This window comes from Acidobacteriota bacterium (genome assembly GCA_016208495.1).
GTDB lineage: Bacteria > Acidobacteriota > Blastocatellia > Chloracidobacteriales > Chloracidobacteriaceae > JACQXX01.
The window spans coordinates 1-13,290 of the sequence record JACQXX010000176.1 but is presented as its reverse complement, the minus strand read 5'-3'; the positions used below and the strand labels follow the sequence as shown (position 1 = coordinate 13,290).

The 13,290-nt window shown below is 52.0% G+C and carries 6 protein-coding genes; 5 read left to right on the top strand and 1 reads right to left on the bottom strand.

All coding sequences use genetic code 11. The features are described from left to right. The first annotated feature begins 62 nt into the window (after positions 1-62). Both HY774_29940 and HY774_29935 read left to right on the top strand, forming a co-directional pair. A complete protein-coding gene (locus HY774_29940) occupies positions 63-1,631 on the top strand; it encodes a HEAT repeat domain-containing protein (protein ID MBI4752732.1) in 1,569 nt (522 codons plus the stop codon). Between the two features lie 605 nt (positions 1,632-2,236). After that, positions 2,237-3,283, top strand: coding sequence for a DUF1016 domain-containing protein (locus tag HY774_29935; protein MBI4752731.1), 1,047 nt, complete (start codon positions 2,237-2,239; stop codon positions 3,281-3,283). 237 nt (positions 3,284-3,520) lie between these two features. Here HY774_29935 and HY774_29930 read toward each other — a convergent pair whose 3' ends face one another. Beyond that, a complete protein-coding gene (locus HY774_29930) occupies positions 3,521-7,324 on the bottom strand; it encodes a GAF domain-containing protein (protein MBI4752730.1) in 3,804 nt (1,267 codons plus the stop codon). Between the two features lie 365 nt (positions 7,325-7,689). Here HY774_29930 and HY774_29925 point away from each other — a divergent pair, with 365 nt between their 5' ends. The 3 genes from HY774_29925 to HY774_29915 all read left to right on the top strand — a co-directional run. Then, a complete protein-coding gene (locus HY774_29925; protein ID MBI4752729.1) occupies positions 7,690-11,643 on the top strand; it encodes a GAF domain-containing protein in 3,954 nt (1,317 codons plus the stop codon). 23 nt (positions 11,644-11,666) lie between these two features. Then, positions 11,667-12,290 (top strand): YceI family protein, encoded by a 624-nt coding sequence (locus tag HY774_29920; protein MBI4752728.1) that lies wholly within the window; start codon positions 11,667-11,669, stop codon positions 12,288-12,290. 583 nt (positions 12,291-12,873) lie between these two features. Then, a partial coding sequence (locus HY774_29915) for a hypothetical protein (protein MBI4752727.1) occupies positions 12,874-13,290 on the top strand: 417 nt, incomplete at its 3' end.

Genomic DNA, 13,290 nt, shown 5'->3' with positions numbered 1-13,290 from the left:
TGGTTGCATCCTGCGTGTGCGCAATTATTTCCTTCTGCTCTTGGCGTTCTGATTCTCTCAGTTTGAATCCCATTTGGCTTCGTTCCTTTTTTCATGGTTCAACCGTTTTGGGAGTATACACAAGTGTCAAGGGACTTTTTATCACCTACTTAGATGATGAGTATATAAGGGCAACAGCAGCAAGGGCTTTGGGAAACAGCAGGGACTACAGTGGAGAAGTTGTGACGGGATTATTGGGGCTGATTCAAGATAAGAGTCTAAATGCGAGGGGATCTGCGGCGAGAGCATTAGGAAAACTTGGAGTGATTAACAAAGAGGTGGTGATAGGGTTGGCGGGCTTACTACTCTGGGATTCTGCGAACTTTGAAGCATCTTTAGCATTGGTTCAGCTTGGGAGAGGGAATGAAGAAGTGGTGACAACGGTTTTGGAGTTGTTACAGAACAAGCACAATAAGGGAAGGGTGAGCGCGGATGTGGTGAGTGTATTGGGTAAGCTCAGAGTGGGGAGTAAAGACGTTGTGAAGGCGTTAGTGGGGTTGCTGCGAGATAAAAATTCAGATGTTCGGAAGAATTCAGCTTTCGCATTGGGCGAGCTTGGAGTAGTGAATGAAGAGGTGGTGACAGGGTTATTGGAGCTGATGAAGGATAAGGACTCTGATGTGGGGTTTAAAGCGGCATGGGCATTAGTTCAGCTTAAGGCAAAGGGTGAAAACGTAGTGACGGAGCTTGTGGGACTGCTACCGAATGAATCCCCGAATGTGCGGGAGAATGCAGCCAGGTTGTTGGGGGTGTTTGGTGCTGGGAGTGGAGAGGTTGTGAAGGCATTGATGGAGTTGCTGCAGGATAAATCTTATAGGGTGCAGGAGAGTGCTGCTAGATCATTAGGTGAGCTTGGGGTGGTGAATGAAGAGGTGGTGACAGCGGTTTTGGGATTGACACAGCATGAGCACCGGTTGGCGCGGGTGGGTGCGGTTAGGGTATTTGAACAGCTTGGGGTGGGGAGTAAAGAGGTAGTGGAAGCGTTGGTGGGGTTGGTGCAGGATGAGGATTCAGATGTGCGGAGGGAGGCGGGGGAGGCATTGGTTCAGTGCAGTCCAGAAGGTGGAGAGAAGGTGACAATGTTGGTGGGGTTACTGCGAAATGAAGATTTTGAGGTAAGATGTAAAGCGGTCAAAGCGTTAGGAGAACTCGGTACGGTGAGTGAAGGGGTGGTACCCGCACTATTGAGGCTACAACGCGATGAGTCCTCTCCGGTGCGAAGGGAAGCAGCATGCGCTTTGGTTCAGCTTGGACTGGTGAGTGGTGAGGTGGTGACGGCGCTTTTGGGGATGCTGCGGGGCGGTCACTTTTTTGAATACAGAGAAGAAGTCGCGGCAGTGTTGAGCCAGATTTCACCTGACGATCTTTCAAATGGAATGATTCAGGCAATCACTTTGCTCAAACTTTCCTCAATTGAGCTGAGAGCTGTGGAAACTGTTGGTTATTACACCAATGACCCGAAATTGCTGAACAAACTGCAATTGCTGAAATGGCTGGCGTTCTTTACTTTCCATTCAGAATTGCGAATAACCGCTGCCGATGCGGTTGAACGATACCAGCGGAAACTTGATCTTTTCAGAGATGAAGGTTGAGTCACTCTGTCCAGGTCACGTGCCGTCACGGTATCCCTCCGATTGCTGTCATAAACGCCAGGATAAGGATCGGAGTCCCGCAGGGACGGCATTCAAGCCGGGGTGCGTCAGCCCCTGGTCTCCGTCCAGGTCACGTGCCGTCACCGGTATCCCCCGAGTGCCATGAATTTCGTCAGGCACTCTCTGCCACCTGCTGCGCAGGTTGGGAGGAACGACCAACTGATCCCCCGGTTGCACCGGGGGCTACTTTCTCCCACCTGCTTCGCAGGTTGAAAACCCTGGGTTTCCAATTCATCGAATCCATCACGGGAAAATTTACAGAAAGCAATTTTTTGAACTCTTTGAGATTCTGATCCAGCGTCCTGCCGGGCGCGAACCTGTTCGGGCCTGGATTCGGGTGGGTGCGCCTCAAAGCAGGCTCCCCGGCTACTTTCCACCGCCCTGCGGGCGAAAACCGACCTTTCCGCAACCGAGTAAATCAACCAAAATGTTGAAAGACCGTTCATCTTGATCTGATCGAGACGGTTTCTTGCGATGACCAGTTGTGGTGGTACAGAATCGGAAGAGAGCCTGAATGCACATTTGGAAAGGAAAGAACCGAAGCTATGGGCAAAGAATCACTGATCATTCCTGAAGATTATCCAGACTGGCTTGCTTCGCTCAAACAACGAATCAACCACGCTCGACAACAAGTCTTGTTGGCCGCCAACCAGGAACAAATTCGGCTGTATCACCAAATTGGCACAGATATTTTGGAACGTCAGAATCGTCAAGGGTGGGGCGCCAAAGTGATTGACCGGCTTTCCTCCGATTTGCGCGAAGAGTTCCCAAAAATGAAGGGGTTTTCCAGCCGTAACCTCAAATACATAAAATATTTCGCCCAGGTGTGCCCAGATCTTCAAATTGGGCAGCAGACTGCTGCCCAATTGCCCTGGTTCCACATTGTCATCCTTTTGACCAAAATTGCTGACCCTGCCGAACGGGAATGGTACGCCATCCAGGCTGTCCAGCAAGGTTGGCCCCGAACGACGCTGGAAGTGCACATCAAGAACAAGCTGCATCTTCGTCAAGGAGCGGCAATCACCAACTTTCACCACCGGCTTGCTCCTTCACAGGCAAATCTGGCCAGGGAAATCCTCAAGGATCCGTATCACTTCGATTTCCTTGGCCTTGGCGATGAAGCACACGAACGGGACATCGAGACCGCCTTGATCCGACACATTACCCGTTTTTTGCTGGAACTTGGGGCCGGGTTCGCCTTTGTTGGCCGCCAGTTCCGGCTGGAAGTCGAAGGCGACGAGTTTTTCATTGACCTGTTGTTCTACCACACCCGGCTCAAATGTTATGTCGTGGTGGAACTCAAGGCGACGGCGTTCAAACCCGAACATGCTGGACAGCTCAATTTCTACCTCGCCGCCGTGGATGCCCAGGTCAAAGCTTCTGATGACCGGCCTACGATTGGACTGCTGCTCTGCAAAACCAAAAAGCGACTCGTTGCGGAATACGCCCTGTCTGGAATTGATAAGCCGATGGGCGTGGCCGAATACCAGCTTGTCCGCGCCTTACCCGAACCGCTCGATACCTGCCTCCCGACCATTGAAGAAATCGAAGCTGAGTTATCCGGTTCTGTCGAAATAGAGGATCCAGCTTGAATAAGTACCTTACCGAAAATTTCCAGACATTTTAACCACGAAAAACACGAAAAACACGAAAAAGATCAACCACTTACCAAACCCAATATCTCAGGAAACTTATGATAAGGTACTTAATACCATTTTGGAACGAGGCCCTCGTATTATGGGAAGGCTAAAATATTGGAAATATTGTATTTCCCTTAGCCCTTAGCCCGATACCCTCAGCCCTAAATCGCTGCCGCGCTCCAAAAGACATTACAACCGGTCACGGGTTCGACCTGACAGAAGCTGGGAAACCTGCCAGGTGCCGCTGTCTTCTTTGCCAGCTTGCGACAGCGGCAACACCACATAAAAGCGACTTCCGAGGCCAGGTCCGTCAGATTCCGCCCAGATTTTGCCGAAGTGGGCTTCGACATAGCTCCGGGCAATCGCCAATCCAAGGCCAGTGCCACGGGCTAAAAATTCAAACCGCCCCGAAGTGTGGGTCGAGGCATCAGGGCTGGTATAAAAACGGTCAAAGATTTTTTCCACCTCACCCTGGTCAAGTCCAATGCCGCTGTCTTCAACGCACAGGTGCGCCTGCCCGCTGGCATGTTTGATCGAAATCGTAATCTCGCCGCCGTCCTGGGTGAACTTAATCGCGTTTTGAATCAAATTGAGCAGCACCATCCGGATTTTGTCGCTATCAATCTCAATGTGAAATTCGGCGGGTGATTCGAGCGTGATGTGCTGGTGTCGGTTTTCGACAAAGTTGGAGAGATCCCCCAGAACGTCTTCAATCAGTGTCCGGAGGTTGACCCGTTCATAACGCAGCTCAACGTGGCCTTCGTTGATTTTGAGCATTTCCAAAATGTCGTTAAAGCTGCACACCAGCCGCTCGACCATTCGCTGACAGGTTTGTAATGATTTTTCCTGAATCGGAGTCAACGGGCCGAAGTACTGATCCAAAATGGCTTCGTTGTACCCTTTAATAACCGTCAGCGGAGTCCGCATTTCGTGCGACATCACCGTAATGAAATTGGTCTTCATGCGGTCAATATCCTGCAGCGCGCGGGTGACTTCGCGTTCCTGCTTATAGAGCTTTTCCAGTTCGTGCATGGACTCGACCACCATCAAATTCTTCTCTTCCAGTTCACCATACAACCCGGCATTTTCAATCGCCACGGCAGCCTGATGAGCCAGGGCTTCAATCAAATGGCAATCGGATTCGGAAAACGGAGGCCGTCCAACTTTGCGCCTGACATCCAGCACGCCGACGACCTGACCGGACCGGGCGACAATCGGGACATCCATCCATCCGTGAACATAATATTCCTCAACCAGTTCCGGATAAATCACATCGGTTGATTGTGCCGGATCATTGATGATCATCGGTTGGGAGGTTTGGGCAACTTTTCCGGCAACCCCATCGCCCAGATGGAATTCAAGCGGCGATGGCTCCCAGTGATCCTGCCGCCACAAACGCCGGAAACAAACTTTGCCGTTTTCAACCAGCCCGATGCCACCGGGTTCACCATCCACCAGCCGGGCGCTTTCCTCGGCAATATTTTGGAGCACGTTTTCAAGCTCCAGATTCGAGTTGATGACCCGGATGCTTTCGAGTAGTTCCCGAAGGCTTTTGATCCGCTGTTCCTGGATTTGCCGAAGGACCGCCAGTTTTTCTTCCTGTTTTCGCTTGAGGCGATAAATATTGGCGGCATAGATCGCTCCGATAATAGTTGTCACCAGCACAATCACCAGAAATCGAAACCACCAGGTTTGCCAGAATGGAAGCTGAATTGTGACCTGAATGGATTGGGGTTCCGACCAGACACCATTGGCGGAACTGGCCTTGATGAAAAACCGGTAATTTCCAGGCGGCAGATTGGTATACCGGACAAAGCGTTCGCTCACCGGTGACGACCAGTTTGGGTCAAACCCTTCCAGGCGAAATTGATAGCGGACCGCCGCCGGGTCAATAAACGACAGCGCGGCAAATTCAAAGGTCAGCGTATTTTCAAAGTAGGATAACGGGGGCAATTGTAATGAAACCTGATTATCCTCGGGAATGATTTCCACGGTCTTTTCCTGAATCCGAACCGTGCTTAAGGCCAGCCGGGGCGGAACGGGAAGCGAAATCTCCTTGGCGGCTTTATACCTTGAAACGCCATCGTTGGTCCCAAACCAGGTCCCGCCATCGAGCCGGGTCAGGCAGGCCCCAAAACTGACATCATCACTCACCAGGCCATCCTGAGTCGTAAAATTGCGAAAGGTCGTGCCATTAAACTGGGAGATGCCCCGCGTGGTACCTACCCAGAGCAACCCCTGGCAACTGTTTAACGAGCGAATGACATTACCGACCAGACCATCATCGGAGGTGTACACTTTGGCGATTTTTCCATTTGCTAACTGACACAATCCACTATCAGTGCCAAGCCAGATCACCCCTCGCTCATCTTCGAGCGCACAACTGACCCGCCGGCTGGGTAACCCATCCGCCGGGGTCAGTGAGGTAAACCGCTGACCGTTAAAGCAACTCACGCCTCGTTCGTTACAGGCCCAGAGGGTTCCGGTGTGATCAACCATTAACCCTGAGACCGAATTGCTGCTCAGCCCATGATCAGTGGAAAACAACGTGAAGGACTTCCCATCATAGCGCAATACCCCATTACTGGTTGATGGATATGACCCAAGCCAGATATTTCCCTGCAGGTCTTCGATTATCGAAGTTATTCGCTCACGGGCACCGATTTCTTCCTGACTAAATTTTCGCCAGCGACCATTTTCCCGACAAAAGAGCCCGTGATAACTACTGGCCCAGATTCGTTGCCGCCGATCAATATAAAGCGTCCAGATATCTTTGTCCGGCAGTCCGTCAGATATCCCCAGCCGATTCACGTCACCTGATTTGGAAAGGGTTCGCAACCCACCATCAACCGAGGCCACCCAGAGGGTCTCATCCGGAGTTTCCCCAAGGGCACTGACCCGGCCTTCGCTTAACCCACTGAGCTGAGTGTAGCTGGCAAACTGTTCGCTGCTAAATCGAAACACTCCGCTTGAGCGGGTGGCACACCAGACATTGCCTTCATAATCGAGGGTAATTGACGTGAGGTAATTGTCTGGAACCCCGTTGGCACGATTAAACACCACAAATTTACCATCTTCGAGTCGGCACAGTCCGCCGCCAAACGTCGTCACCCAAATTCGGTAGTAACGGTCAATCACCACTTGATTGGTCTTGGAAATTGGCAATCCTTCAGGAAGCGAGTAGGTCCGAAACCGAAACCCATCATAAAACACCAGCCCTTGATCCGTTGTGATCCAGAGTCCGCCACGTGGATCCTCAGCGAGACCGAAAATCACTTCATTGGGCAAACCGTCCTTGATCCCAAACCGGGTAAACGTTTTTCCATCATAGCGGAGCAAGCCCTCGCCCCGGATTCCAAGCCAGATGGTGCCGGCCTGGTCCTCAACCAGCGACCAGATGCGACCGGTGGGGACCCCCTGCTCTTTGCCAAACCGGGTAAAGGTCTGGCCGTCATACCGGAGCAACCCATCAGCCGTGCCAAACCAGAGCCTCCCATCACGGCTGCACAGTCCGGAATAGGCTTCCTCGGGGGAAAATCCCTGGGCCGTCTTAAACGAAGTAAACCGCAGCCCATCAAACCGGCTGACGCCGCTTTCAGTAACCACCCAGAGGTGATTGCGGCGATCTTCAAAAATATCGCGCACGACCGGATCAGCCAACCCATCTCGAACGGTAAACGTGGTGTATTTCAGCCCATCAAACCGGCAAATTCCGGCTTCCGTCCCAAACCACATATAGCCTTTGCTGTCTTGAAACAGACAATACACACTGTTATGCGGGAGCCCGGTGTTGACGCTGTAGGAAGTAAATCGGTACACCTGCCCCGAGACAGCCAGTTGATTACCAGACCATACCAGTGCCATCAACAGTCCAGGCCCGAGGAGCCAGCGTCCGCCAGCCAACAGATTGAGCATTTGCCAACCCGGCTGAGCCAACACATCTTTCCCCATTCGGTATAAACCCAGCCAGGTTGTGAATGGTTGAAGGTTCACATAAACCTCACAGGATGAAGAGTTTAAAGCTGAGTGATGTTGATTGGGGCTTCGGAAGGTGAACCTCTTTCAATCCTTTAGCCCATTTTTCGAATGAGCGACGACAGCTTGAAAACGGAATGAGCACTACATTGCAGGATAAAAGGTGGTACCAGGCAAGACAAATTGTAGCAGAAAAGCGAGCTACTCAGGCGAAGATTCTCGTGATTGCACATTCAAGTCCAACCCGCTCCCGTCAAAGTGCTTGCCAGAACCTCTTTGTCTGGTGCATGGTTTCGCATCACTTCGCCTGACAATCCCAAACATAAAGATTCCTCCCAAAAGAGTTGCTGGTTGGATGGGGGGTCCAAAAACGAGGCAGGCCAATGCGGTGGCTGGCACGATTGGTTGGACTTTTTCTGGTTTGCAGCCTGCTGGCTGGTCAGGGATTCGCTGTCTCCCAACCTGCAACCAGTTCACCTCCGGTGGCCACTCAACCCGGCCCGGATTTGGAAGATGCCGGCGACTTTGTTTTTCGCTCGTTTACTGATCGAGATGGACTGCCGCAAAATACAGTGACCTCGCTGGCCTTTGATATCAAAGGGTATCTCTGGGTCGGCACACAGGATGGCGCCGCCTTTTACAATGACCGGACCTGGACCGTCGTCAACCTGCCGACGCGCAATCTGTCCAATTATATCTATACAATTTTGTGTACCAGGGATGGTGCCCTCTGGTTTGGGACCAATGGCGGCGGACTGCTCCGTCTCAAAGATGATCAGTGGCAACAGTATGAAGCCCAGGAAGGAAAGCTCCCCGGCAATGAAATCCGGTGCCTGCTTGAATCAACCGCACCCGATGGGAAACAGTCCATTTGGGTTGGAACTTCAAATCAAGGTCTGGCCAAACTGGAAAACAACACCTGGACCTGCTACACGACGAAAAACTCTGGATTGCCGCACGACCGAATCACCAGTCTTTTCCAAACCTCCGACCTGGACGGAAAGCAATCGCTTTGGGTTGGAACCGTCGGCGGATTAGGGTGTTTGAAGGAGAATCAGTGGACGACCTTCACCACCAAAAATTCAGGGCTTCCCAAGGACGGTATTTTTTGCATTACCCAGACCATCACACGCGATGGAAAACGGACGCTCTGGGCCGGCACCGCAGGTGGCGGTCTGGCCCGGCTCGATCAGGGTCAATGGACAGTGTATGACACCTCCAATTCCGGGTTGCCGAATAATATCGTCCGCACCATGTTGCCAATCCAGGAACCCGACGGTTCAACAACGCTGTGGATCGGGACCTATGGCGGCGGCATTGTCCGCTTTGCCCGTGGTCAGTGGAAAGTGCTCAATCACAAAACCTCCGGCCTGCTCAATGACGGCATCTGGACCATTGGTCGCAGTCCGGGTCCGCTTGGCACCACCACCCTGTGGATTGGGATGCTCAGCGGACTTGCCCGGCTGAAACTGGATCAGTGGAAGGTATACCAGCCTGCGGCTGAACAAACCCAGCACGTCCCCGTGATGAGCCTGCTCGAATCAATCACTGGAAACCGGCGGGCGCTATGGGTGGGCACGGCAGGCGGAGGACTTTCCAAACTTGAAAATGGTCAATGGGTGACCTATGACACGCAAAATTCTGGCCTGCCAAACAACCGTGTCCTGGATTTACTTGAAACCAAAGGATCTGACGGTATTCCCACACTCTGGATCGCCACCAATGGCGGTGGATTGGCAACCCTCAAAAACGGCCAATGGACGGTTTATACCACCAAAAACTCAGGAATTCCCCACGATCTGGTCTGGTCGCTCCAACCCACCTGGACAGTTGACGGGAAACAGGCTCTGTGGGTGGCGACCTATGGCGGGGGTATCGCGCTGTTTGACGAAACCGGAAAATGGACGGTGTGGGATACCAAAAATTCCCAAATCCCCAACAACCTGGTGATGTGCCTTTATTTGAGCCAGAGGGCGGATGGGAACGAAACGCTCTGGGTTGGAACCGATGGCGGCGGTCTTGGGTGTTTTCGCAATGGCCAGTGGACGACTTTTCATACCGGGAATTCCCAGTTGCCCAACAATGTCGTGATGAGCCTGGAAGAAGTGGTGGGGTCACCGGTCTCACGCCAGCTTTGGGTGGGAACCGCCGGCGGCGGAGCGGTCCGGTTTGATCCGGCAAACCCCACAGCCCCCTGGCTTCACCTGACTGACACGTCCCAACCAGCATTGCCCAACGCCACGGTCAATCAAATTTGCCTGGATGCCCAGAAACGAGTGTATCTGTTTACCAACAAAGGTATTTCCCGGTTGACGCCCCGATCACCGACGCCAGATAACCCGGCGGCCTTTGACCTGTTTACCTACACCACGGAAGATGGCCTGCCAAGTATGGAATGCAATCTTGGGGCATCACTGGTTGATAGTCGTGGGAATATTTGGGCTGGTACGGTCGAAGGGACGGTGATGCTCGCTCCAGGACAGTCACAGGAAGATCGAGTCCGGAAACCGCTTCATCTGGAACGATTTCTGATCAATGGCCAGGAATTGCGTCGGTCTGAAACCAGCCGCTTTGAACCACCACCCCTCAGATATGACGAAAATAACCTGGTGTTTGAATATTCGCTGCTTTCCTACGTTCACGAAGACGCAACCACCTATCAGGTTCAACTGGTTGGGTTTGATGAGGCACCTTCCGCCTGGAAAAAAGATTTCAAAAAGGAATATACCCGGCTGCCGGCGGGGAGCTATGAGTTTCGAGTGTGGGGCCGAGACTACGCGGGAAACATCACCAAAGGCCCACACATTCGCTTCCGCATCAAACCAGCCCCCTGGCTGACGTGGTGGGCCTTTTTGATTTATGTCGGGATCGGAGCCAGTGCGATTTACGGCATGTATGAATGGCGCATGCAGCGACTGTTTCGGCGACAGCAGGAACGACTGGCTCACCTCCGCCAGCTTCAGGACCAGCGCGTGAGTACCTTGCGCCAGTTGCTGGAAAGTATCCGCATCATCAATTCCGAACTGGACCTTAGCACGGTCTTGAAAAAAATTGCCGAAGAAGGCGCCCAGCTTGTGGATGGCGAGCCCGGAGGCATTGGACTGATCGAAAAGGAAACCGTGGTCTTCCGCCCCGTCTGGATCAATCACCAGTGGCACGAAGAACCATTGATTGTTCAATTTGGCGAGGGCATTGCGGGCAAAGCGGCCCAGAAAGGCCAGACCGTCATTGTCAACGACACCTCGACGTTCCCCGAAGTGGATGTCCGGGAACGGCTGGCACGGGATGGCATTTTTGGCCTGATGGACGTTCCGATTTTTTCAAGCAGCGGTAAAATTGTGGGCATTCTGGATATTCGGCGTCCCAAGAACCGGGTGGCGTTTACTGAATCGGATCGGCGGATGGCTGAGTCATTTGCCCATCAGGCGGCGATTGTGATTGAAAAGGCAGCGCTGTATAGCGAATTGGAAGAAAAGAATCTGATGATTGTCGAGTCCATGCGCGAGTTGCAGCGGCTGTACCAGCAGGAACAGGAAGTTTCGCGCAGCCTGCAGGAACTCGACCAGATGAAAAACAATTTCTTGATTGTCACCTCACACGAACTCCGGACACCGCTTACCGTCATTAGCGGATACACCGAAATCCTGCTGGATGAATTTTTTGGGAAGTTGACCGACAGGCAGCGCCAATCCCTCAAAACCTGCCGTGAAATGACCTCCCGCATGACGGACAGCCTCAACAACATCCTGGAAATGCTCCGCATCAGTGAAGGCTACATCACTCTCAACCCAGGTGAGCACGACCTGGCACAGATCATTCACACCATCATCCGGGAACTTCAGGGATTTGCACACTTGCGCAACCAGCGTCTGCTGGCGGAAGTTCCTCCGGCAATGGTGCTGACGATTGATGCCGAAAAAATCGAGTTACTCCTCCTCAATCTGATTCAGAACGCCATTAAATTCACCCACGATCACGGTGAAATCAATGTCAGGCTGCGACAGGAAGCTGATGAAATTCACATCGTCATCGAAGATTCCGGCATCGGCATTGACCCCGGCGAGGTGGATCGAATTTTCGACAAGTTTTACACCAGCAAAGACCCATCCACGCATATGTCTGGGCGGTACGAGTTTTCAGCTCGCGGAACCGGCTTGGGATTATCAATTGCGAAAAGCTATGCTGAAGCCCACGGCGGGCGAATTTGGGCGGAATCAACCGGGAAAGGGCATGGCAGCCGCTTTCACGTCACCCTGCCCTTGCAGCCGAAATCCAATCAAGCATCACTTGATCCACTTTCAACCTCAGCCAATTTTGACGAACAATTGAAAAATTAACCCTTTGGAGGAATTTCTTGATCATGGTAGTACAAACAATGGTTCGTGCAGCCCTGCTGCTTCTGACCCTGACGGCGAGCCTCACGGTTCTGGCCGCGGACCCCAAAGTTGAAACCTATGCCATTGACCCGGCACATAGCACCGTTGGGTTTTCAGTTGAACACATGACCGTCAGTCAGGTGACCGGCAAATTTACCAGCTTAAAAGGTGCAATTGTCCACGACGAAGGCGATGTCACCAAATCTTCCGTCGAAGTAGCCATCAAGGCCGAAAGCGTTGATACCGGCATTGACGGTCGCGACAAACATTTGCGGACCGCCGACTTTTTTGACGTTGAAAAATTTCCGGAAATTACTTTTAAGAGTTCCAAAGTCACCAAAAAAGGCAAAAACCTGTTCTGCACCGGTACATTCACGATGCATGGTGTTTCCAAGGAAATCACCATTCCCTTCCGCCTGGTTGGGAAAGTCAAAGATCCTTCTGGAAATCAACGGATTGGCTTTGCCGGCGACCTGACCCTCAACCGGCAGGATTACGGCATCACCTGGGGCAAAACCCTGGAAAACGGCGGCCTGACGGTTGGCAACCTGGTCAAAATTACCCTCAATGTCGAAGCCGTCAAAAAGAAGGCTGAAGAAACCAAATAGCGAAGTAGCAAGGTAGCGAGTAGCGAAGTAGCGAGTAGCGAGTAGTTGGAAAACCGACTGTATCGCTCCTCGCTTTCTATAGAAACCAAATAGCGAAGTAGCGAGTAGCGAGTAGCGAGCAGTTGGAAAACCGACTGTATCGCTCCTCGCTTTCTATTTTTGGAGTGCGGTGGCTTGACACCGCTTTGGTCCGTGCTGAACGACAAAAGGAAACAATTTCGAAACTCGACCCCAACGCACAAATTGGGCTTACCCTAAATCACCTGTTTCATGCCATAATCGGCTATCTCTCAAGTATCGAAACCAATCATTGAGTTTATCTAAAACGGGTCTTAACTCATAAAATTTATGAGGATTTGAAGAGTAAGTCGAAATGTTTCTGGTTGCTATAGCTTTTCAGATAAATATTTCCTGAGTCTCTATTTTGGGAAGTCTCAGAAACCATTGAAGAATCTGGATTTATTTTCTGTGTGTTCCGTGCATTCCGTGGTTTCTTATTCTGAAAATCTATAGAAGTGATATTACTGGTTTATAATTCTTTCAGAAATGAGTTGATCAAACCCAAATCTGGACTGAGGGAACGATGAAGCGAGCGATCAACCACCTCAAACTGGAAGCGGCCAATGTCGGGAAGCTCAAGCAGCTCGATGAAGTGGCCTCGGTGTATATGCTGGTGGTCCAGAGGCTGGTCAACTTTTTGATTGCGACGGGGCAGCAAGTACCAAATAAATATGGGGAAATCCCAGGTGATGAGGCGAACCTGATCGGGCCGCCGTCGCCGGAAAATCAGCTCTCAGAACGATGGCGGCGGTGTGCGTGGCAACAAGCCTGCAGCATCGTCAAATCGTGGTCTGCCAATCACCGAATCAATCCACCCTGCCTCAATGTCGACGACATCTGCATCCAGGCGAATGCGAATGTGGTCAAACTGGAAGTGCAGGGAGCGCCGCAACGAGCCCGGTTGGAACAAATTGAACGCCTGAAAACCAAAGGGGAAGCG